This is a genomic window from Bradyrhizobium sp. SZCCHNRI2009, from assembly GCF_032485115.1.
GTDB lineage: Bacteria > Pseudomonadota > Alphaproteobacteria > Rhizobiales > Xanthobacteraceae > Bradyrhizobium.
Map to the genome: position 1 here is coordinate 986,774 of NZ_JAUEUH010000001.1, position 21,093 is coordinate 1,007,866.

A 21,093-nucleotide genomic window follows, 5' to 3' on the forward strand; every position below is an offset into this window, starting at 1 on the left:
GGCGCCATCCTTGTCGGCCAAAGCCGAAAAAAGCCTTATCTTCGATGTTTCTGGACATGTCCCGGGCTGGAGAGGCGCCTGCACTCGCAGGGCTGTGCGGTCTGCAGATACCTCGGACGGCGGGGGCCCTGTCGGGACCGGAAACCGCAGCGGCCAGAAGCGCTTCTTTGCGCGTCCTGCGGCGTCGTTTTGCTTGACTTGGATATTTACCGCTTATAAAAGGCCGGCACTCAACGACAGGCGGTGAGCTTCGCCAGCGTCGGTACGGATCACCCAGACCACCCGAAACAGGGCGGGACGGGCACCACCCTCGACGAATGCCGCTCAAACGCTGTCGATCATAGCTAGGCAATGCCAAAACGATATTAGATCTCTCGAGCTCGTTCTCCTGAGACCAATTTCGGATGCATGACCTCGGTAGGCCGCCCGCCAGCGCAAGCTGACTGGTGGTGATCGCGGTCCTCTGTGGCGTCAAGCGCTTTCCGTTCAGCGATGGACGGTTGGCGCGATTTCGTTTTGCGTGGGTTTTAATCGCGCGAAACGGCCCGGTGAGGCGGGGAACCTCGAACAGAATTTGCGGAAGCCGGTCGCGGTCTCCGTGCGAACGTTGAGAAGGGTGAAGGCCAAGATGCCGACGATCAACCAGCTGATCGCAAATCCGCGCGAAGTGCAGAAGTCGCGCAAGAAGGTGCCGGCGCTGCAGCAGTCGCCGCAGAAGCGTGGCGTTTGCACGCGCGTCTACACCACGACCCCGAAGAAGCCGAACTCGGCGCTTCGTAAGGTCGCCAAGGTGCGCCTGACCAACGGCTTCGAGGTGATCGGCTACATTCCGGGTGAAGGCCATAACCTGCAGGAGCACTCGGTGGTCATGATCCGCGGCGGCCGCGTCAAGGACTTGCCGGGCGTGCGCTATCACATCCTCCGCGGCGTGCTGGATACCCAGGGCGTCAAGAACCGTAAGCAGCGCCGTTCGAAGTATGGCGCGAAGCGTCCGAAGTAAGACGTTCGAGAGAAGCGGGAACAAGATCACATGTCGCGTCGCCATTCAGCCGAAAAGCGTGAAGTGCTTCCGGATCCGAAGTTCGGGAACATCATTGTCACCAAGTTCATGAACTCGGTGATGTACGCCGGCAAGAAGTCGGTCGCCGAAGGTATCGTCTACGGCGCGTTCGGCATCATCGAGGCCAAGACCAAGCAGAGCCCGCTGACGGTGTTCGAGCAGGCCCTCGAAAACGTCATGCCGACCATCGAGGTTCGCTCCCGCCGCGTCGGTGGTGCGACCTATCAGGTGCCGGTCGAAGTTCGTTCGACCCGCCGGCAGGCGCTGGGCATCCGCTGGCTGATCTCGGCCGCGCGCGACCGCAACGAGAAGACGATGACCGAGCGGCTTTCGGCGGAGCTGCTCGACGCCTCGAACAATCGGGGTAACGCCGTGAAGAAGCGTGAAGACGTGCACCGGATGGCGGAAGCCAACCGCGCCTTCTCGCACTATCGCTGGTAACGGCGACCCGAACGGAAATCAGGGAACACACCCATGCCCCGCCAACACGCCATCGAAGACTATCGCAACTTCGGCATCATGGCGCATATCGACGCCGGCAAGACCACGACGACCGAGCGCATCCTCTATTATACCGGCAAGAGCCACAAGATCGGCGAAGTGCACGAAGGTGCCGCGACGATGGACTGGATGGAGCAGGAGCAGGAGCGTGGCATCACGATCACCTCGGCTGCGACCACCGCGTTTTGGAACGGCAAGCGCCTGAACATCATCGACACCCCCGGCCACGTCGACTTCACCATTGAGGTCGAGCGCAGCTTGCGCGTGCTCGACGGCGCCGTGTGCGTGCTCGACTCCAACCAGGGCGTCGAGCCGCAGACCGAGACCGTCTGGCGCCAGGGCGACAAGTACAAGGTTCCGCGCATCGTCTTCGCCAACAAGATGGACAAGACCGGTGCCGACTTCTTCAAGTGCCTGGCCGACATCGTCGATCGCCTGGGTGCGAAGCCTGTTGCGATCCAGCTGCCGATCGGCGCCGAGAACAATTTCAAGGGCTGCATCGATCTCGTGACGATGAAGGCGATCGTCTGGAACGACGAGGCGCTCGGCGCGAAGTTCGACTACGTCGAGATCCCGGCTGATCTCGCCGACCAGGCCAAGGAATATCGCGAGAAGCTGGTGGAGGCCGCCGTCGAGCTCGACGACGACGCGCTCACCGCGTTCCTGGACGGCAAGGAGCCGGACGAGGCGACTCTGAAGCGCCTGATCCGCAAGGCCGTGCTGACCGGCGCGTTCTATCCGGTGCTGTGCGGCTCGGCCTTCAAGAACAAGGGCGTGCAGCCGTTGCTCGACGCCGTCGTCGACTATCTGCCGTCGCCGCTCGATGTGCCTGCGATCAAGGGCACCGACGACAAGGGCAACGAGGTCGTGCGCAAGGCGGACGACAAGGAGCCGCTGGCGCTGCTCGCGTTCAAGATCATGGACGACCCCTTCGTCGGCACGATCACGTTCTGCCGCATCTATTCGGGCATCCTGACCTCGGGCACCGGCGTCGTGAACTCGACCCGCGAGAAGAAGGAGCGCATCGGCCGCATGCTGCTGATGCATGCGAACAACCGCGAGGACATCAAGGAAGCCTATGCCGGCGACATCGTCGCCCTCGCAGGCCTCAAGGAAGCCCGCACCGGTGACACGCTGTGCGATCCGTCCAACCAGGTGATCCTGGAAAAGATGGAATTCCCGGAGCCGGTCATCGAGATTGCGATCGAGCCGAAGTCGAAGGCCGACCAGGAGAAGCTCGGCGTCGCGCTGGCGAAGCTGGCCGCGGAGGATCCGTCCTTCCGCGTGTCGACCGATCACGAGTCGGGCCAGACCATCCTCAAGGGGATGGGCGAGCTCCATCTCGACATCAAGGTCGACATCCTCAAGCGCACCTACAAGGTCGATGCGAACATCGGCGCGCCGCAGGTGGCGTTCCGTGAGCGTATCACCAAGCCGGCCAACGTGGACTACACCCACAAGAAGCAGACCGGTGGTACCGGCCAGTTCGCGGCCGTGAGCCTCGTGGTCGAGCCGAATGAGCCCGGTGGCGGCTACGTGTTCGAGTCCAAGATCGTCGGCGGTGCGGTTCCGAAGGAATACATCCCGGGCGTCGAGAAGGGCATCGAGAGCGTGCTCGGCGCGGGCGTCGTCGCCGGCTTCCCGGTGGTCGACGTCAAGGTGGCGCTGGTCGACGGCAAGTACCACGATGTCGACTCGTCGGCGCTGGCCTTCGAAATCGCCTCTCGTGCGGCTTTCCGCGAGGCGCTGCAGAAGGGTAAGTCGGTTCTGCTCGAGCCGATCATGAAGGTCGAGGTGGTGACCCCGGAAGACTACACCGGCTCGGTCATCGGCGACCTGAACTCGCGTCGTGGCCAGATCCAGGGCCAGGACATGCGCGGCAATGCCAACGTCATCAACGCGATGGTGCCGCTCATGAACATGTTCGGTTACGTGAACAACCTGCGCTCCATGAGCCAGGGGCGCGCGACCTTCACGATGCAGTTCTCGCACTACGCTGAAGCGCCGGCCAACGTGTCGGCCGAAGTCCAGAAGAAGTTTGCCTGATTGTCGTTAGCTCAAGTTAGCGACTGAACGGAGAGTCAAATGGCCAAAGCTAAGTTTGAACGTAACAAGCCCCACTGCAACATCGGCACCATCGGTCACGTCGACCACGGCAAGACCTCGCTGACGGCTGCAATCACCAAGATCCTGGCCGAGACGGGCGGTGCGACGTTCACTGCCTACGACCAGATCGACAAGGCCCCGGAAGAGAAGGCGCGCGGCATCACCATCTCGACCGCGCACGTCGAGTACGAGACCAAGAACCGCCACTACGCGCACGTCGATTGCCCCGGCCACGCCGACTACGTGAAGAACATGATCACCGGCGCTGCCCAGATGGACGGCGCGATCCTGGTCGTGTCGGCCGCTGACGGCCCGATGCCGCAGACCCGTGAGCACATCCTGCTCGCCCGCCAGGTCGGCGTGCCGGCGCTGGTCGTGTTCCTCAACAAGTGCGACATGGTCGACGATCCGGAGTTGCTGGAGCTCGTCGAGCTCGAGGTCCGCGAGCTGCTCTCGAAGTACGAATTCCCGGGCGACAAGATCCCGATCATCAAGGGCTCGGCGCTCGCCGCTCTGGAAGATTCGGACAAGAAGCTCGGCCACGACGCCATCCTCGAGCTGATGCGCAATGTCGACGAGTACATTCCGCAGCCGGAGCGTCCGATCGACCAGCCCTTCCTGATGCCGGTCGAAGACGTGTTCTCGATCTCGGGCCGCGGCACCGTGGTGACCGGCCGTGTCGAGCGCGGCATCATCAAGGTCGGTGAGGAAATCGAGATCGTCGGCATCCGTCCGACCCAGAAGACCACCGTCACTGGCGTTGAAATGTTCCGCAAGCTGCTCGATCAGGGCCAGGCCGGTGACAACATCGGCGCGCTGCTCCGCGGCACCAAGCGCGAGGACGTCGAGCGCGGCCAGGTTCTGTGCAAGCCGGGTTCGGTCAAGCCGCACACCAAGTTCAAGGCTGAGGCCTACATCCTCACCAAGGAAGAGGGTGGCCGTCACACGCCGTTCTTCACCAACTATCGTCCGCAGTTCTACTTCCGCACGACCGACGTGACCGGCGTCGTTCACCTGCCGGAAGGCACCGAGATGGTGATGCCGGGCGACAACATTGCGATGGAAGTGCACCTGATCGTGCCGATCGCGATGGAGGAGAAGCTGCGCTTCGCCATCCGCGAGGGCGGCCGCACCGTCGGCGCCGGCGTCGTCGCCTCGATCATCGAGTAACAACAGCGAATAGGGAATGGCGGGTGGCGAATGGAGATTATCCATTCGCCGTTCGCTACTCGCCACTCACTACTCACAGAAAGATACGGCAATGAACGGCCAAAATATCCGCATCCGTCTCAAGGCGTTTGACCATCGTATCCTCGATACGTCGACGCGCGAGATCGTCAACACGGCGAAACGGACCGGCGCGCAGGTTCGCGGACCCATTCCGCTGCCGACCCGCATCGAGAAGTTCACCGTGAACCGTTCGCCGCACGTCGACAAGAAGAGCCGCGAGCAGTTCGAGATGCGCACTCACAAGCGCCTGCTCGACATCGTCGATCCGACCCCGCAGACCGTCGATGCTCTCATGAAGCTCGATCTGGCCGCCGGCGTCGACGTCGAGATCAAGCTCTAAGTTTTTGGATTCACGTTCGCACCTCACGCGGACATAGAGAAGAACAGGAAGCACGCCGATGCGCTCCGGAGTGATCGCACAAAAGGTCGGGATGACGCGGGTCTTCACGGAGACCGGCGAACATATCCCCGTGACCGTGCTGAAGCTCGGCAATTGCCAGGTGGTCGGTCACCGCACCACCGAGAAGAACGGCTACGTCGCGCTGCAGCTCGGCAGTGGCAGCCGCAAGACGGTCTACATGCCGAAGGCGGAGCGCGGCCAGTTCGCGGTCGCCAAGGTCGAGCCGAAGCGCAAGCTCGCCGAATTCCGTGTCAGCGAGGATTCGCTGATCCCGGTCGGCGCCGAGATCCAGGCCGACCATTTCGTCGTCGGCCAGTTCGTCGACGTCACCGGCACCTCGGTCGGTAAGGGCTTCGCCGGCGGCATGAAGCGCTGGAACTTCGGCGGTCTGCGCGCCACGCACGGTGTGTCGATCTCGCATCGTTCGATCGGTTCGACCGGTGGCCGTCAGGACCCCGGCAAGACCTGGAAGAACAAGAAGATGCCCGGTCACATGGGCGTCGATCGCATCACCACGCTGAACCTGCGTGTGGTGCAGACGGACGTCGAGCGCGGCCTGATCCTGGTGGAAGGCGCGGTGCCCGGCTCCAAGGGGGGCTGGATCTCGGTGCGCGACGCCGTCAAGAAGCCGCTGCCGAAGGAAGCGCCGAAGCCCGGCAAGTTCAAGGTCGCGGGTGAGCAGGCTGCCGAAGCGCCGGCCGTGCAGGAGGGCGCATAAATGGAACTGAAAGTCACCACCCTCGAGGGCAAGGAAGCCGGCTCCGTCCAGCTGTCCGACGCCATCTTCGGTCTGGAGCCGCGTGCCGACATCATCGCGCGCTGCGTCCAGTGGCAGCTCAACAAGCGTCAGGCCGGCACCCACAAGGCCAAGGGCCGCGCCGAGATCTGGCGCACCGGCAAGAAGATGTACAAGCAGAAGGGCACCGGCGGTGCTCGTCATGGCTCGGCTCGTGTGCCGCAGTTCCGTGGCGGCGGCCGCGCCTTCGGTCCGGTCGTGCGCTCGCATGCGACCGACCTGCCGAAGAAGGTCCGTGCGCTGGCGCTGAAGCATGCGCTGTCGGCCAAGGCCAAGGACGGTGATCTGGTCGTGCTGGAGAACGCCACCCTGGAGGCGGCGAAGACCAAGGCGCTGATCGGTCACTTCTCGGGTCTCGGCCTGACCAACGCCCTGATCATCGACGGCGCCGAGCTGCATACCGGCTTCACCAATGCCGCCCGCAACATTCCGAACATGGACGTGCTGCCGATCCAGGGCATCAACGTCTACGACATCCTGCGCCGTCAGAAGCTCGTGCTGACCAAGGCGGCGATCGATGCGCTGGAGGCGCGCTTCAAATGAAGACCATCGATCCGCGCCACTACGACATCATCATCGCGCCGGTCGTGACCGAGAAGGCGACCTTCGCCTCGGAGCACAACAAGGTTCTGTTCAAGGTGGCCGCCAAGGCGACCAAGCCGCAGATCAAGGAAGCGATCGAGAAGCTGTTCGACGTCAAGGTCAAGAGCGTCAACACGCTCGTCCGCAAGGGCAAGACCAAGGTGTTCCGCGGCAATTTCGGTTCGCAATCGGACAGCAAGCGCGCGATCGTGACCCTCGAAGAGGGCCACCGTATCGACGTGACCACCGGACTGTAAGGCTGAGCTGCCATGGCACTGAAGACATTCAATCCCACGACGCCCGGCCAGCGCCAGCTGGTGATGGTCGATCGTTCGGCCCTCTACAAGGGCAAGCCGGTCAAGGCGCTGACCGAAGGCAAGCAGTCGAGCGGCGGTCGCAACAACACCGGCCGCATCACCGTTCGCTTCCTCGGCGGCGGTCACAAGCAGTCGTACCGCACGGTCGACTTCAAGCGCGACAAGGTCGACGTTCCCGCGACCGTCGAGCGCCTGGAGTATGATCCGAACCGGACCGCCTTCATCGCGCTCGTCAAGTATCAGGACGGCGAGCTCGCCTACATCCTGGCGCCGCAGCGCCTGGCGGTCGGCGACACCATCGTCGCCGGCAACTATGTCGACGTGAAGCCGGGCAACGTCATGCCGCTGGGCAACATGCCGGTCGGCACGATCGTGCACAACATCGAGGTCAAGATCGGGAAGGGCGGCCAGCTCGCGCGTTCGGCAGGCACCTACGCCCAGATCGTCGGCCGCGACCAGGACTACGTGATCGTCCGCCTGAACTCGGGCGAGCAGCGCCTGGTGCACGGCCGCTGCCGCGGCACCATCGGTGCGGTGTCGAACCCGGACCACATGAACACCTCGATCGGCAAGGCCGGCCGCAAGCGTTGGATGGGCCGCAGGCCTCACAACCGCGGTGTCGCGATGAACCCGATCGACCATCCGCACGGCGGCGGCGAAGGCCGTACCTCGGGCGGTCGTCACCCGGTCACTCCGTGGGGCAAGCCTACCAAGGGCAAGAAGACCCGCACCAACAAGTCGACCGATAAATTCATTCTCTTGAGCCGCCACAAGCGGAAGAAGTAAGGAACGACGGACATGGTTCGTTCAGTCTGGAAAGGCCCGTTCGTCGAGGCGTCGCTGCTCAAGAAGGCAGATGCGGCGCGCGCGTCCGGCCGTCACGACGTCATCAAGATCTGGAGCCGCCGCTCGACCATCCTGCCGCAGTTCGTCGGCCTGACGTTCGGCGTCTACAACGGCCAGAAGCACGTGCCGGTGGCGATCAACGAAGAGATGGTCGGCCACAAGTTCGGCGAGTTCTCGCCGACCCGCACCTTCCACGGCCATTCGGGCGATAAGAAAGCCAAGAAGGCTTGAGGATTAAGCGATGAGCAAACCAAAGCGCGAACGGAGCCTCCCCGAAAACGAGGCCAAGGCTGTGGCCCGGATGCTTCGGGTGAGCCCGCAGAAGCTGAACCTGGTGGCGCAGATGATCCGCGGCCGCAAGGCGTCGGCCGCCCTCGCCGACCTGCAGTTCTCGCGCAAGCGGATTGCGGTCGACGTCAAGAAGTGCCTGGAATCGGCGATCGCCAATGCCGAGAACAATCACGAGCTCGAGGTCGACGATCTCGTCGTCTCGCAGGCTTTCGTCGGCAAGGGAATCGTGATGAAGCGTTTCTCGCCGCGCGGCCGTGGCCGTTCGGGCCGAGTTTTCAAACCGTTTTCGCAGCTGACGATCATTGTGCGTCAGGTCGAGGCGAGCGCTTAAAGCAGGCGCTGGGAGAATACGATGGGTCAAAAGATCAATCCGATCGGTCTGCGTCTCGGCATCAACCGGACCTGGGATTCGCGCTGGTTCGCTGGCAAGGCCGAGTACGGCAAGCTGCTGCATGAAGACGTCAAGATCCGCGAGATCCTGCACAAGGAGCTCAAGCAGGCGGCCGTCGCCCGCATCGTGATCGAGCGTCCGCACAAGAAGTGCCGCGTCACGATCCACTCGGCGCGTCCGGGCGTCGTGATCGGCAAGAAGGGCGCGGACATCGACAAGCTGCGCAAGCGCGTCGCCGACATCACCTCGTCGGACGTCGTCATCAACATCGTCGAGATCCGCAAGCCGGAGCTCGATGCGACCCTGGTCGCCGAGTCGATCGCCCAGCAGCTCGAGCGCCGCGTCGCGTTCCGCCGCGCCATGAAGCGCGCCGTGCAGTCGGCGATGCGTCTCGGTGCCGAGGGCATCCGCATCAACTGCTCGGGTCGTCTGGGCGGCGCGGAAATCGCCCGCATGGAGTGGTATCGCGAGGGCCGGGTGCCGCTGCACACGCTGCGCGCCGACATCGACTACGGTGTGGCCACCGCGTTCACCACCTTCGGCACTTGCGGCGTGAAGGTCTGGATCTTCAAGGGCGAGATCCTCGAGCACGATCCTATGGCACAGGACAAGCGGATGAACGAAGGCGGCGGCGAGAGCTCGCAGCCCCGGTCGCGCCGCGACGCGGCCTGATCGATCAGCCGCGACAAGACAGGTTTGAGGGCTCAAAGCCATGATGCAACCAAAGAAGACCAAGTTCCGAAAGGCGCATAAGGGCCGTATTCACGGCGTTGCGTCCTCGGGCGCGACGCTGGCCTTCGGCCAGTTCGGGCTGAAGGCGATGGAGCCGGATCGCGTCACCGCGCGCCAGATCGAGGCCGCCCGTCGTGCCTTGACCCGTCACATGAAGCGCGCCGGCCGCGTCTGGATCCGCGTGTTCCCGGATCTCCCGGTGTCGAAGAAGCCGGCTGAAGTCCGCATGGGCTCCGGCAAGGGCTCGCCTGAATTGTGGGTGGCCCGCGTCAAGCCGGGTCGTGTGATGTTCGAGATCGACGGCGTGAGCAACCAGATCGCGCGCGAGGCGCTGCTGCTGGCGGCCGCCAAGCTGCCGATCAAGACGCGCTTCGTCGAGCGCATTGCGGAGTAATGGTCATGGCCGAGATGAAGATTGCCGACATTCGCGCGATGAGCCCCGATCAGATGGACGATGCGATCGTCAACCTGAAGAAGGAGCGCTTCAACCTGCGCTTCCAGCGTGCCACCGGGCAGCTGGAGAACACCGCGCGGCTGCGTGAGGCGCGCCGCGACATCGCCCGTATCAAGACCATCGCCGCGCAGCAGCGCGCCAAGACGAAGTAAGAGGCTCGACATGCCGAAACGGACCCTTCAGGGCGTCGTCGTCAGCGACAAGCAGGCCAAGACGATCGTTGTGCGCGTCGACCGGCGCTTCACCCACCCGATCTACAAGAAGACCATCCGCCGCTCGAAGAACTACCACGCCCACGACGAGAACAACGAGTTCAAGCCGGGCGACATGGTGTGGATCGAGGAGAGCAAGCCGATCTCGAAGCTCAAGCGCTGGACCGTGGTCCGGGGCGAGCACAAGAAAACCGCCTGAGGCGCGGACCGCGGCCCTCGTCGAAGAGGGCCCGTTTCGCTTTCGGGATCAAACAAGGCGCAGCTTTCCTGCGCAGCAGATGAAGAGGACGAGGTGCATCAATGATTCAGATGCAGACCAACCTCGACGTGGCCGATAATTCCGGCGCACGCCGTGTCATGTGTATCAAGGTGCTGGGCGGCTCGAAGCGCCGCTATGCCACCGTCGGCGACATCATCGTGGTGTCGATCAAGGAAGCCATTCCGCGTGGCAAGGTGAAGAAGGGCGACGTCATGAAAGCCGTCGTGGTGCGCGTCCGCAAGGACATCCGCCGCGCCGACGGCTCGGTGATCCGCTTCGACCGCAATGCGGCCGTCCTGATCAACAACCAGTCGGAGCCGGTCGGCACCCGTATCTTCGGGCCGGTGCCGCGCGAGCTGCGCGCCAAGAACCACATGAAGATCATTTCGCTTGCGCCGGAGGTGCTGTGATGGCTGCCAAGATCCGCAAGGGCGACAAGGTGATCGTCCTGACCGGTCGCGACAAGGGTCGCACCGGCGAGGTGTTCGAGGTGCGTCCCGACGAGGGGACGGCGCTGGTGCGGGGCATCAACCTGGTGAAGCGTCACCAGAAGCAGACCCAGAACCAGGAGGGCGGCATCATCAGCAAGGAGTCGCCGATCCAGCTGTCGAACGTCGCTTATGTCGGCAAGGACGGCAAGCCGACGCGCATCGGATTCAAGATTCAGGCGGACGGCAAGAAGGTCCGCGTTGCCAAGAGCTCGGGAGTTGAGATCGATGGCTGAGACTGCTTACACCCCGCGCCTCCGCACGGAATACGACCGCACGATCAAGAGCCAGCTGACCGAGAAGTTCGGCTACGCCAACGTCATGCAGGTGCCGCGGCTCGACAAGGTCGTGCTCAACATGGGCATCGGCGAGGCCGTGAACGACCGTAAGAAGGCGGAAACCGCCGCGGCCGACCTGTCGCTGATCGCCGGCCAGAAGGCGGTCGTGACCTACTCGCGCGTCGCCATCGCGACCTTCAAGCTGCGCGAGAACCAGCCGATCGGCTGCAAGGTCACCTTGCGCAAGACGAAGATGTACGAGTTCATCGACCGCCTGATCAACGTCGCGCTGCCGCGCGTCCGCGACTTCCGCGGCCTGAACCCGAAGAGCTTCGACGGCCGCGGCAACTATTCGCTCGGCATCAAGGAGCACATCATTTTCCCCGAGATCGACTTCGACAAGGCCGGGGAGAGCTGGGGCATGGACATCACGGTGTGCACCACCGCGACGACCGACGACGAGGCCCGTGCCCTTCTGACCGCATTCAATTTCCCGTTCCGGCAGTGAGCAGCTGACTTCAAGCTTCTCAAACGCGGATACCCAGGAGCCAAGCATGGCAAAGAAGAGTTCAATCGAGAAGAACAACCGGCGCAAGCGGATGGCGAAGAACGCCGCCCCGAAGCGCGCCCGGTTGAAGGCGATCATCGCCGACAAGTCCAAGCCGATGGAGGAGCGCTTTGCCGCGACCCTGAAGCTGGCCGAGATGCCGCGCAATTCGTCGGCGACTCGCATCCGCAACCGGTGCGAGCTGACGGGCCGGCCGCGGTCGAACTACCGCAAGAACAAGCTGAGCCGCATCGCGCTGCGCGAGCTCGGGTCCAAGGGCCTGGTTCCGGGCCTCGTGAAGTCGAGCTGGTAAGGAGGGTCGCACCATGTCAACGCACGATCCCATCAGCGATCTGATCACCCGCATCCGCAACGCGCAGATGCGCTCGAAGTCGAAGGTCTCGACGCCTGGCTCGAAGATGCGCGCCAGCGTGCTCGAGGTGCTGAAGTCCGAAGGCTACATCCGTGGCTATGCCACGCTGGAGCATCCGTCGGGCCGGAGCGAGATCGAGATCGAGCTGAAATATTTTGACGGCGAGCCCGTGATCCGCGAGATCGAGCGCGTCTCCAAGCCCGGCCGCCGCGTCTACACCTCGGTGAAGAATCTGCCGCGTGTGAACAACGGGCTCGGAATTTCTGTTTTGTCGACGCCGAAGGGAATCATGGCCGACCACAGCGCGCGTGACGCGAATGTCGGCGGTGAAGTTCTCTTCACGGTGTTCTGAGAAGGATTGAGCCATGTCACGTATTGGCAAGAAGCCTGTGGCGGTGCCGTCCGGAGTGACGGCCTCCGTCGACGGACAGACCGTCAAGATGAAGGGGCCGAAGGGCCAGCTTCAGTTCATCGTTCATGACGACGTGGACGTGAAGTTCGAGAACGGCCAGGTCAAGGTTGCCCCGCGTTCCGAGACCAAGCGCGCCCGGTCGCTGTACGGCACCGCGCGCGCTCAGATCGCCAACCTGGTCGAAGGCGTGACCAAGGGCTTCGAGAAGAAGCTCGAGATCACCGGCGTCGGCTACCGCGCCGCGATGCAGGGCAAGAACCTGCAGCTAGCGCTCGGCTACAGCCACGATGTCGTCTACCAGATCCCGGAGGGCATCACCATCGCGGTGCCGAAGCCGACCGAGATCACGGTCACGGGCATCGACCCGCAGCGCGTCGGCCAGGTGGCCGCTGAAATCCGCGCCTACCGGCCGCCGGAGCCCTATAAGGGCAAGGGCGTGAAGTACGCGGGTGAATTCATCTTCCGCAAGGAAGGCAAGAAGAAGTAACGGAGCCGGACATGTCGAGAGCCAAGGTTACGAATGCCCGGCGCAAGCAGCGCGTGAGGCTGTCGCTGCGCCGCTCCGCCGGCGGCCGTCCGCGTCTGTCGGTGTTCCGCTCGTCGAAGCACATCTACGCTCAGGTCATCGACGATCAGAAGGGCGAGACGCTCGCCTCCGCGTCGTCGATGGAGAAGGAGATGCGCTCGGCCGGCAACACCGGTGCCGACATCGACGCGGCGAAGGCGGTGGGCAAGCTGCTCGCCGAGCGCGCGGTGAAGGCGGGGATCAAGGAAGTCGTGTTCGATCGCGGCGGTTATCTCTATCACGGGCGCGTCAAGGCGCTGGCCGACGCGGCGCGCGAGAGCGGGCTGAGCTTCTAACATCAATGGATATGGGCGTCAGAGCCCCTCAGAAGATTGGATAGCACCATGGCAGGTGAACGGGAACGAGGCGGTCGCGATCGCAAGGAGCGCGAGGAGCGCGACAGCGAGTTCGTCGACAAGCTCGTCCACATCAACCGAGTCGCGAAGGTCGTGAAGGGCGGTAAGCGCTTTGGCTTTGCGGCGCTCGTCGTGATCGGCGATCAGAAGGGCCGGGTCGGGTTCGGCCACGGCAAGGCACGTGAGGTTCCGGAGGCGATCCGCAAGGCGACCGACTCCGCCAAGCGCAACCTGACCCGGGTCGCGCTGCGCGAGGGCCGCACCCTGCACCACGACATCTTCGGTCGTCACGGTGCAGGTCGCGTCTATCTGCGTGCGGCTCCGGCCGGTACCGGCATCATCGCCGGCGGCCCGATGCGCGCCGTGTTCGAGACGCTGGGCATCCAGGACGTGGTGGCGAAGTCGATCGGCTCGTCCAACCCGTACAACATGGTGCGCGCGACCTTCAACGCGCTGAAGCACCAGGATAGCCCGCGCTCGGTCGCCGCGCGCCGCAACATCAAGGTGTCGACCCTGCAGGCCCGCCGCGTCGGTGGCGATGCCGAAGCCGCCGCCGACTAAGGTTGGGCCGACTAACGAACGCGCGCCGTCCGCTGGATGGCGCAACTCGGAGTGAACACGATGGCTAGCGCCAAGACGATCAAGATCGAGCAGATCGGCAGCCCGATCCGCCGGCATCACTCGCAGCGCGAGACGCTGATCGGGTTGAAGCTCAACAAGATCGGCCGCGTGACCGAGCTGCCGGATACGCCGGCGGTCCGCGGCATGATCACCAAGGTTCATCATCTCGTCCGCATCGTCGACGAGAAGTAAGGAGAAGGGCGATGAAGCTCAGCGATATCGCCGACAACGCCGGCGCGCGCAAGAAGCGCATGCGCGTCGGCCGCGGCATCGGCTCCGGCAAGGGCAAGACCTCGGGCCGTGGCGGCAAGGGCCAGACCGCGCGCTCCGGCGTGCGCATCAAGGGCTTCGAGGGCGGTCAGATGCCGATGCATCGCCGTCTGCCGAAGCGCGGCTTCAACAACATCTTCGCGCTCGATTTCGTCGAGATCAATCTCGACCGGATCCAGCAGGCGATCGATGCCAAGAAGCTGGACGCCGGCAGCGTGATCAACGCCGAGTCCCTCGTGAAGTCCGGTGCGCTGCGCCGCGCCAAGGACGGCGTGCGCCTGCTCGGCCGCGGCGAGCTCAAGGCCAAGATCAACATCGAGGTGCATGGCGCCTCGAAGTCGGCGATTGCGGCGGTCGAGAAGGCCGGCGGCACCGTCAAGCTCCTGGCGCCAGCCAAGGACGAAGGCGAGGCGGCGTAACATCTGCGTCATTGCCCTGCCGCCGGCGCATGCCGGAGAGGGCAGGGCAATGGACAGAACGCGCCCGCGCACCAGATAATATCCGGCGTCTGCCCAGCCCTGCGAGCCCTCGCGGGGCCCAGTGCGGTGAAGAAGGGCGGCGGGAGAAAGCTAGATATGGCCTCAGCAGCGGAACAACTGGCGGCAAACCTCAATTTCGGCGCGCTTGCGAAGGCCGATGAGCTGAAGAAGCGCATCTGGTTCACCCTCGGCGCGCTGCTGGTCTACCGCCTCGGCACCTACATTCCGCTGCCGGGCATCGACCCGAACATCTGGGACTCGGTGTTCCGCACGCAGGCCGGCGGCATTCTCGGCATGTTCAACATGTTCGCCGGCGGCGGCATCCACCGCATGGCGATCTTCGCGCTGAACATCATGCCGTACATCTCGGCATCGATCATCATTCAGCTGCTCACCACCGTCTCGCCCCAGCTCGAAGCCCTCAAGAAAGAGGGTGAGGCTGGCCGCAAGATGTTGAATCAATACACCCGCTATCTGACGGTGATTCTTGCTGCCGTGCAGTCCTACGGCATCGCCGTCGGCCTCGAAGGCGCGGGCAACGTCGTCGCCGATCCCGGCCTGTTCTTCCGCCTCTCCACCGCGATCACGCTGACCGGCGGCACCATGTTCCTGATGTGGCTCGGTGAGCAGATCACCTCGCGCGGCATCGGCAACGGCATCTCGCTGATCATCCTGTCCGGCATCGTGGCCGAGCTGCCCTCGGCGCTTGCCAACATGCTCGAGCTCGGCCGTCAGGGCGCGCTGTCGACCGGCCTGATCCTGATCGTCATCGTGATGGCCGTCGCCGTGATCGCCTTCATCGTGTTCGTGGAGCGCGCCCAGCGCCGGCTCCTGATCCAGTATCCGAAGCGCCAGGTCGGCAACAAGATGTTCGAGGGCCAGTCCTCGCATCTGCCGCTGAAGCTGAACACCTCGGGCGTGATCCCGCCGATCTTTGCCTCGTCGCTGCTGCTGCTGCCGACCACGGTCGCCAATTTCAACGCCGGCAAGGGACCCGAGTGGTTCCAGTGGATCACGACGCAGCTCGGTCATGGCCGGCCGCTGTTCCTGGTGCTGTATCTGGCGCTGATTCTGTTCTTTGCCTTCTTCTACACCGCGATCGTGTTCAACCCGACCGAGACCGCCGACAACCTGAAGAAGCATGGCGGATTCATCCCCGGCATCAGGCCGGGCGAGCGCACCGCGGAATATATCGATTACGTGCTGTCGCGGATCACCGTGCTCGGCGCCATCTATCTGGCGATCGTGTGTCTGATCCCGGAAATTCTGATTTCCTACGCTTCCGTCCCGTTCTACTTTGGTGGCACTTCGCTTCTGATCGTGGTCAGCGTTACGATGGATACCGTGGCGCAGGTTCAGGGTTATCTGCTCGCCCATCAGTATGAGGGGCTGATCAGGAAGTCGAAGCTGCGGGGGCGCCGCCGCGGATAGCGGCGGATCGCGGCCCGGGAACCACCAAGCCAAGAACAAGGTGTGCGGGAGGGTCGCTCACCGTGTGCCGGGGGGCGAAATTCGATGAGACTCATTCTTCTGGGGCCGCCCGGTTCGGGCAAGGGAACGCAGGCGCAGCGCCTGGTGCAGCAATATGGCATCGTTCAGCTGTCGACCGGCGACATGCTGCGTGCCGCGGTGGCGGCGCAGACGCCGATCGGGCTGAAGGCCAAGGACATCATGGCGGCGGGTGGCCTTGTCCCGGACGAGGTCGTGGTCGGCATCATTGCCGACCGGATCGAGCAGCCGGACGCCGCCAATGGTTTCATCCTCGATGGCTTCCCGCGCACGGTGCCGCAGGCGGAGGCGCTGGATGCGCTGCTGAAGCAGAAGCAGATGAAGCTCGACGCGGTGATCGAACTCCGGGTCAATGAAGGCGTGCTGCTTGAGCGCGTCGAGCGCCGGGCCGCCGAGACCCGCGCGCGCGGCGAGGCTGTGCGGGCCGATGATACGCCGGAGGTCCTGACCAAGCGCCTAGCCAGCTACCGCGACCAGACCGAGCCCCTGATCCACTATTATTCGGACCATCGGATGCTGGCGACCGTCGACGGCATGATGCCGATCGAGCAGGTCACCGAGGAGATCGGACGGATCCTGGCCGCCGTTGGCAAGTCCAGCGGGAGCCGGGCGGCCAAAAAGGCGAACCCGGCCAAGCGCAGTGCCAAGGCTCGGGGCAAGACCGCGCCGGCAAAATCGGCCAAAAAGGCTCCGAGGGCGCCTGCACCGGCGAAAAAGGCCGCAAAGACAGCAAAAAAGGCCGCAAAGACTGCGAAAAAGGGAGCAAAAGCGGCCCCCAAGAAAGCCTCCAAGGCTGCGAAGAAGGCCCCCAAGCCCGCTGCCAAGGCGACCCGGGGAACCCGGAAAACCTCTGCAAAGGCTGCAAAAAAGCGCGCCAAGAGGTGACCGAATCTTGTAGGGGCGGTTGACGACCGCCGTGTGAATCCATTAATAAGCCCGCATCCAAGTCGGATGGTTTTCCAAAGATGCCGGGCCCCACGAATCGAGGGGTGGGCGTCTTGTTCGCGTTTGCGGACACCTGCCCGAGATAGCGAGAACGAAGGCCGGTCCATCCTGGGATCGGTGACAGGAGAGAAGTCCGTGGCCCGTATTGCCGGTGTCAACATCCCGACCAACAAGCGCGTCCTGATCGCGCTCCAGTATATCCATGGCATCGGCCCGAAGATCGCGGGCGAGATCATTGACAAGGTCAAGATTGCCGAGGATCGCCGCGTCAACCAGCTGAGCGACCAGGAAGTCCTGCAGATCCGCGAAATCATCGACCGCGACTATGTTGTCGAGGGCGACCTGCGGCGCGAGACCGGCATCAACATCAAGCGTCTGATGGACCTCGGCTGCTATCGCGGCCTGCGCCATCGTCGTGGCCTGCCGGTGCGCGGCCAGCGCACCCACACCAATGCGCGCACGCGCAAGGGGCCGGCCAAGGCGATCGCCGGCAAGAAGAAGTAATTTGGCGAATTGCTGATAGCGGGTGGCGGGTAGGGGCAATCCCTATTCGCTACTCGCTATTCACCATTCGCCTTTCTGGTGTAGCCGCTGGCACTACGGCGGCGTTGAGATCTCGAGAAAGGTACTTATATGGCCAAGGAAGCCGCACGTGTCCGCCGTCGTGAGCGCAAGAACATCGCCTCCGGCGTCGCCCACGTGAATTCGTCGTTCAACAACACCACCATCACCATCACCGACGCGCAGGGCAACACCATTGCCTGGTCGTCGGCCGGCACGATGGGGTTCAAGGGATCGCGCAAGTCGACCCCGTATGCCGCGCAGGTCGCGGCGGAGGACGTGTCCAAGAAGGCTCAGGAACACGGCATGCGCACCCTCGAGGTCGAGGTTGCCGGCCCGGGTTCCGGCCGTGAATCGGCGCTCCGTGCGCTGCAGGCTGCGGGTTTCACCGTCACCTCGATCCGCGACGTGACGACGATCCCGCACAATGGTTGCCGCCCACGCAAGCGTCGGCGCGTCTAATCTGAAAGAGGCGGACAGCATGTCCGCCTCGTCGTGCTTTTGAGACATTTCGACTGCCGCGATCTGAAGCGCGGTTCTCCAACGCCAGTCAGTCAGATCCCATGACTGGCCCATGGGTGAAACAGTGACGATCCAGAAGAATTGGCAAGAATTGATTCGGCCGAACAAGCTCCAGGTCACGCCGGGCTCCGACGCGACCCGTTTCGCCACCGTGGTTGCCGAGCCGCTGGAGCGCGGTTTCGGGCAGACGCTCGGCAATGCGCTGCGCCGCATCCTGCTGTCGTCGCTGCAGGGCGCCGCCGTGCAGTCGGTGCATATCGACGGCGTGCTGCACGAGTTCTCCTCGATCGCTGGTGTCCGCGAGGACGTCACCGACATCGTGCTGAACATCAAGGACATCGCGATCAAGATGCAGGGCGAAGGCCCGAAGCGGATGGTCGTGAAGAAGCAGGGCCCGGGCGCCGTCACCGCCGGCGATATCCAGACCGTCGGCGACATCGTGGTGCTCAACCCTGACCTGCAGCTCTGCACGCTGGACGAGGGCGCAGAGATCCGCATGGAGTTCACGGTCGCCACCGGCAAGGGCTACGTCGCCGCCGATCGCAACCGCCCCGAGGACGCCCCGATCGGCCTGATCCCGGTCGACAGCCTGTTCTCTCCGGTCCGCAAGGTCTCCTACAAGGTCGAGAACACCCGCGAGGGCCAGATCCTCGACTACGACAAGCTGACCATGACGATCGAGACCAACGGCGCGATCACGCCGGAGGACGCGGTGGCCTATGCCGCCCGCATCCTGCAGGACCAGCTCAACGTCTTCGTCAACTTCGAAGAGCCGCGCAAGGAAGTCGCCCAGGAGATCATCCCGGACCTCGCCTTCAACCCAGCCTTCCTCAAGAAGGTGGACGAGCTCGAGCTGTCGGTACGTTCGGCGAACTGCCTGAAGAACGACAACATCGTCTACATCGGCGACCTCGTGCAGAAGTCGGAAGCGGAAATGCTGCGCACCCCGAACTTCGGCCGCAAGTCGCTGAACGAGATCAAGGAAGTGCTGGCCCAGATGGGTCTGCATCTCGGCATGGAAGTGCCGGGCTGGCCGCCGGAGAACATCGACGAGCTGGCCAAGCGCTTCGAGGATCATTACTGAGCATTCGTCATTCCGGGTTCGATGCTGCGCATCGCCCCGGAATGACGTCCACCACTCGGGCGAACGCAGGCAGCCCACCTGAGCAACATGTCCGACGAACCGTCGCGGCAGATAGAAATGAAGGACTAAGACAATGCGTCACGGCAAGGTTCATCGGAAGCTCAACCGCACCGCCGAGCATCGCAAGGCGATGTTCGCCAACATGTGCGCCGCGCTGATCAAGCACGAGCAGATCGTCACCACGCTGCCGAAGGCCAAGGAGCTGCGGCCGATCGTCGAGAAGCTCGTCACCCTCGGCAAGAAGGGCGGTCTCGCTTTGCGTCGGCAGGCGATCGCCGAGATGCGCGATGTCGACCAGGTCAAGAAGCTGTTCGACGTCCTGGCACCCCGCTACAAGGACCGCAACGGCGGCTACACCCGCATCATCAAGGCCGGCTTCCGCTACGGCGACAACGCCGCGATGGCCGTGATCGAGTTCGTCGATCGCGACGTCGATGCCAAGGGCCTGGACTCGGGTCCGGTCCAGGAGACCTCGGAAGCCGCGTAAGCGCAGCTCCGACCCGACGTTCAAAACGGCGCCTTCGGGCGCCGTTTTCATTTTGAGGTTCTGCAACCCGGATGACCGAAGCGACATCCGGGTTCGCCTTGCACAGCCGGTGTGGCACCGGATATCGCTTCGCTCATCCGGGCTACGATTGATCATAAGGGATCAGCGCTGCATGCCGCGCGTTGCGTTGGCGCGATGACGCCCCACATCCTTTCCTCCAGCACAACGGAGAGCTGCTCATGCACATCGACCTCTCGGGAAAGACCGCGCTCGTCACCGGTTCGACCGCCGGCATCGGTTTTGCCATCGCCAAGGGGCTTGCTGCGTCCGGCGCGGAGGTCGTCGTCAATGGTCGCAGCCAAGCCCGTGTCGATGCGGCCGTCGCGAAGCTGAAGCAGGCGGTTCCGGCGGCGAAGCTGCGCGGCGTCGCCGGCGATGTCGCTCAGATCGGCGGCTGCAACGCCATCGTCACCGCGCTGCCCGAGGTCGACATCCTCGTCAACAATGCCGGCATCTTCGAGCCGAAGGAGTTCTTCGACATTCCCGACGAGGACTGGAGCCGCTTCTTCGAGATCAACGTCATGTCCGGCGTGCGCATGGCGCGCGCCTACATGCAGGGCATGCTGAAGCGCAACTGGGGGCGCATCATCTTCATCTCCTCGGAGTCGGCGGTGAACATCCCGACCGAGATGATCCATTACGGCATGACCAAGACCGCGCAGCTCGCGGTCTCCCGCGGCCTCGCCAAACTGACCCGCGGCACCGGCGTGACCGTCAATGCAGTGCTGCCGGGACCGACGATGTCGGAAGGCGTCGAGACCTTCGTCAAGGATCTCGCCCGTCAGAACGGCCAGTCGGAGGAGGAGGCGGCCTCGTCTTTCGTCAAGCAGCACCGGCCGGCCTCGCTGCTGCAGCGCTTCGCCGGCGTTGACGAGATCGCCAACATGGTCGTCTACGCCGCCTCCAAGCAGGCCTCCGCCACGAACGGCGCCGCGCTGCGCGCCGAGGGCGGCATCCTCGACACTATCGCCTGAGGCCGGCCATGGCGGCTTACGTCATCTCCGAGGTCGAGGTGCGCGACATCGAGGCGATGGAACGCTATCGCACCCGCGCGGCGCACTCGATCGCGCAATATGGCGGGCGCTATCTGGTCCGCGGCGGGACCTCCGAGACGGTCGAAGGCGGCCCGCCGGCCAAGACCCTCATTATCGTCGAGTTCCCGTCGATGGCCCGGCTGCGAGAATGGTATGCGTCGGCCGAATACGCCGACGCCCTGGGCGAGCGCTGGAAGGTGCTGGACCGCCGGCTGATTTTCGTCGAGGGTGCTGCACCTGCGTAGAGAACGGACTCTGTTGCGCC

33 protein-coding genes are annotated in these 21,093 nt (G+C 63.8%); all 33 read left to right on the forward strand.

Going from position 1 to position 21,093, the window contains the following annotated elements; all coding sequences use genetic code 11:
- Positions 1-628: 628 nt before the first annotated feature.
- Complete coding sequence (rpsL, locus tag QX041_RS04365; protein ID WP_006611834.1) at positions 629-1,000, forward strand: 30S ribosomal protein S12; 372 nt, start codon at positions 629-631, stop codon at positions 998-1,000.
- Between the two features lie 30 nt (positions 1,001-1,030).
- Complete coding sequence (rpsG, locus tag QX041_RS04370) at positions 1,031-1,501, forward strand: 30S ribosomal protein S7 (RefSeq protein ID WP_006611835.1); 471 nt, start codon at positions 1,031-1,033, stop codon at positions 1,499-1,501.
- A gap of 33 nt (positions 1,502-1,534) precedes the next feature.
- Positions 1,535-3,607 carry an elongation factor G gene (gene fusA / locus QX041_RS04375; RefSeq protein ID WP_315714564.1) on the forward strand — a complete coding sequence of 691 codons (2,073 nt, stop codon included), beginning with the start codon at positions 1,535-1,537 and terminating at the stop codon, positions 3,605-3,607.
- A 39-nt stretch (positions 3,608-3,646) separates the two neighbouring features.
- Positions 3,647-4,837, forward strand: coding sequence for an elongation factor Tu (tuf, locus tag QX041_RS04380; protein ID WP_006611837.1), 1,191 nt, complete (start codon positions 3,647-3,649; stop codon positions 4,835-4,837).
- Between the two features lie 91 nt (positions 4,838-4,928).
- A complete protein-coding gene (rpsJ, locus tag QX041_RS04385; protein ID WP_002712302.1) occupies positions 4,929-5,237 on the forward strand; it encodes a 30S ribosomal protein S10 in 309 nt (102 codons plus the stop codon).
- Positions 5,238-5,295: 58 nt separating this feature from the next.
- Positions 5,296-6,015, forward strand: a complete 720-nt coding sequence (gene rplC, locus QX041_RS04390) for a 50S ribosomal protein L3 (RefSeq protein ID WP_006611838.1) — start codon at positions 5,296-5,298, stop codon at positions 6,013-6,015.
- Positions 6,016-6,636 carry a 50S ribosomal protein L4 gene (gene rplD, locus QX041_RS04395; RefSeq protein ID WP_315714563.1) on the forward strand — a complete coding sequence of 207 codons (621 nt, stop codon included), beginning with the start codon at positions 6,016-6,018 and terminating at the stop codon, positions 6,634-6,636. It begins immediately after the preceding gene.
- A complete protein-coding gene (locus tag QX041_RS04400; protein ID WP_172108066.1) occupies positions 6,633-6,932 on the forward strand; it encodes a 50S ribosomal protein L23 in 300 nt (99 codons plus the stop codon). The genes rplD and QX041_RS04400 overlap by 4 nt, the downstream gene beginning before the upstream one ends.
- A 12-nt stretch (positions 6,933-6,944) precedes the next feature.
- Positions 6,945-7,778, forward strand: a complete 834-nt coding sequence (gene rplB, locus QX041_RS04405; protein ID WP_006611841.1) for a 50S ribosomal protein L2 — start codon at positions 6,945-6,947, stop codon at positions 7,776-7,778.
- Between the two features lie 12 nt (positions 7,779-7,790).
- A complete protein-coding gene (rpsS, locus tag QX041_RS04410; RefSeq protein ID WP_006611842.1) occupies positions 7,791-8,069 on the forward strand; it encodes a 30S ribosomal protein S19 in 279 nt (92 codons plus the stop codon).
- Positions 8,070-8,079: 10 nt separating this feature from the next.
- On the forward strand, positions 8,080-8,460 hold the full coding sequence (rplV, locus tag QX041_RS04415) for a 50S ribosomal protein L22 (protein WP_315714562.1): 381 nt from the start codon (positions 8,080-8,082) through the stop codon (positions 8,458-8,460).
- 21 nt (positions 8,461-8,481) lie between these two features.
- Positions 8,482-9,192: a 30S ribosomal protein S3 gene (gene rpsC, locus QX041_RS04420; protein ID WP_012045041.1), complete on the forward strand. Its 711-nt coding sequence runs from the start codon at positions 8,482-8,484 to the stop codon at positions 9,190-9,192.
- A gap of 40 nt (positions 9,193-9,232) precedes the next feature.
- The gene (rplP, locus tag QX041_RS04425) at positions 9,233-9,646 is read left to right on the forward strand and encodes a 50S ribosomal protein L16 (protein ID WP_008963467.1); all 414 of its coding nucleotides are present in this window, start codon (positions 9,233-9,235) and stop codon (positions 9,644-9,646) included.
- A gap of 5 nt (positions 9,647-9,651) precedes the next feature.
- Entirely contained in the window at positions 9,652-9,858 is a 207-nt protein-coding gene (gene rpmC / locus QX041_RS04430) for a 50S ribosomal protein L29 (RefSeq protein ID WP_006611846.1), read from the forward strand.
- 10 nt (positions 9,859-9,868) lie between these two features.
- Positions 9,869-10,117, forward strand: coding sequence for a 30S ribosomal protein S17 (gene rpsQ / locus QX041_RS04435; RefSeq protein WP_212358258.1), 249 nt, complete (start codon positions 9,869-9,871; stop codon positions 10,115-10,117).
- Between the two features lie 101 nt (positions 10,118-10,218).
- Complete coding sequence (gene rplN / locus QX041_RS04440) at positions 10,219-10,587, forward strand: 50S ribosomal protein L14 (protein ID WP_006611848.1); 369 nt, start codon at positions 10,219-10,221, stop codon at positions 10,585-10,587.
- Positions 10,587-10,901, forward strand: a complete 315-nt coding sequence (rplX, locus tag QX041_RS04445; RefSeq protein WP_315714561.1) for a 50S ribosomal protein L24 — start codon at positions 10,587-10,589, stop codon at positions 10,899-10,901. The genes rplN and rplX overlap by 1 nt, the downstream gene beginning before the upstream one ends.
- The gene (rplE, locus tag QX041_RS04450) at positions 10,894-11,451 is read left to right on the forward strand and encodes a 50S ribosomal protein L5 (protein ID WP_172108070.1); all 558 of its coding nucleotides are present in this window, start codon (positions 10,894-10,896) and stop codon (positions 11,449-11,451) included. The genes rplX and rplE overlap by 8 nt, the downstream gene beginning before the upstream one ends.
- 46 nt (positions 11,452-11,497) lie before the next feature.
- The gene (rpsN, locus tag QX041_RS04455; protein WP_315714560.1) at positions 11,498-11,803 is read left to right on the forward strand and encodes a 30S ribosomal protein S14; all 306 of its coding nucleotides are present in this window, start codon (positions 11,498-11,500) and stop codon (positions 11,801-11,803) included.
- 13 nt (positions 11,804-11,816) lie between these two features.
- Complete coding sequence (gene rpsH / locus QX041_RS04460) at positions 11,817-12,215, forward strand: 30S ribosomal protein S8 (protein ID WP_315714559.1); 399 nt, start codon at positions 11,817-11,819, stop codon at positions 12,213-12,215.
- A gap of 13 nt (positions 12,216-12,228) precedes the next feature.
- The gene (gene rplF, locus QX041_RS04465; protein WP_315714558.1) at positions 12,229-12,762 is read left to right on the forward strand and encodes a 50S ribosomal protein L6; all 534 of its coding nucleotides are present in this window, start codon (positions 12,229-12,231) and stop codon (positions 12,760-12,762) included.
- A gap of 11 nt (positions 12,763-12,773) precedes the next feature.
- The gene (gene rplR / locus QX041_RS04470) at positions 12,774-13,136 is read left to right on the forward strand and encodes a 50S ribosomal protein L18 (protein WP_006611854.1); all 363 of its coding nucleotides are present in this window, start codon (positions 12,774-12,776) and stop codon (positions 13,134-13,136) included.
- 48 nt (positions 13,137-13,184) lie between these two features.
- A complete protein-coding gene (gene rpsE / locus QX041_RS04475) occupies positions 13,185-13,757 on the forward strand; it encodes a 30S ribosomal protein S5 (protein WP_006611855.1) in 573 nt (190 codons plus the stop codon).
- A gap of 60 nt (positions 13,758-13,817) precedes the next feature.
- Entirely contained in the window at positions 13,818-14,009 is a 192-nt protein-coding gene (rpmD, locus tag QX041_RS04480) for a 50S ribosomal protein L30 (RefSeq protein ID WP_006611856.1), read from the forward strand.
- Between the two features lie 11 nt (positions 14,010-14,020).
- The gene (gene rplO, locus QX041_RS04485; protein WP_009031841.1) at positions 14,021-14,506 is read left to right on the forward strand and encodes a 50S ribosomal protein L15; all 486 of its coding nucleotides are present in this window, start codon (positions 14,021-14,023) and stop codon (positions 14,504-14,506) included.
- A 156-nt stretch (positions 14,507-14,662) separates the two neighbouring features.
- Positions 14,663-15,997 carry a preprotein translocase subunit SecY gene (secY, locus tag QX041_RS04490; RefSeq protein WP_315714557.1) on the forward strand — a complete coding sequence of 445 codons (1,335 nt, stop codon included), beginning with the start codon at positions 14,663-14,665 and terminating at the stop codon, positions 15,995-15,997.
- Between the two features lie 84 nt (positions 15,998-16,081).
- Positions 16,082-16,960, forward strand: a complete 879-nt coding sequence (locus QX041_RS04495; RefSeq protein ID WP_315714556.1) for an adenylate kinase — start codon at positions 16,082-16,084, stop codon at positions 16,958-16,960.
- Between the two features lie 195 nt (positions 16,961-17,155).
- On the forward strand, positions 17,156-17,524 hold the full coding sequence (gene rpsM, locus QX041_RS04500; RefSeq protein ID WP_315714555.1) for a 30S ribosomal protein S13: 369 nt from the start codon (positions 17,156-17,158) through the stop codon (positions 17,522-17,524).
- Between the two features lie 129 nt (positions 17,525-17,653).
- Positions 17,654-18,043, forward strand: a complete 390-nt coding sequence (rpsK, locus tag QX041_RS04505; protein WP_006611861.1) for a 30S ribosomal protein S11 — start codon at positions 17,654-17,656, stop codon at positions 18,041-18,043.
- Positions 18,044-18,155: 112 nt separating this feature from the next.
- Complete coding sequence (locus QX041_RS04510; protein WP_315714554.1) at positions 18,156-19,187, forward strand: DNA-directed RNA polymerase subunit alpha; 1,032 nt, start codon at positions 18,156-18,158, stop codon at positions 19,185-19,187.
- Positions 19,188-19,320: 133 nt separating this feature from the next.
- Positions 19,321-19,734 carry a 50S ribosomal protein L17 gene (rplQ, locus tag QX041_RS04515; protein ID WP_315754213.1) on the forward strand — a complete coding sequence of 138 codons (414 nt, stop codon included), beginning with the start codon at positions 19,321-19,323 and terminating at the stop codon, positions 19,732-19,734.
- A 239-nt stretch (positions 19,735-19,973) separates the two neighbouring features.
- The gene (locus QX041_RS04520; protein WP_315827335.1) at positions 19,974-20,768 is read left to right on the forward strand and encodes an SDR family oxidoreductase; all 795 of its coding nucleotides are present in this window, start codon (positions 19,974-19,976) and stop codon (positions 20,766-20,768) included.
- Between the two features lie 8 nt (positions 20,769-20,776).
- The gene (locus QX041_RS04525; protein ID WP_315827336.1) at positions 20,777-21,073 is read left to right on the forward strand and encodes a DUF1330 domain-containing protein; all 297 of its coding nucleotides are present in this window, start codon (positions 20,777-20,779) and stop codon (positions 21,071-21,073) included.
- The last annotated feature ends 20 nt before the right edge of the window (positions 21,074-21,093 follow it).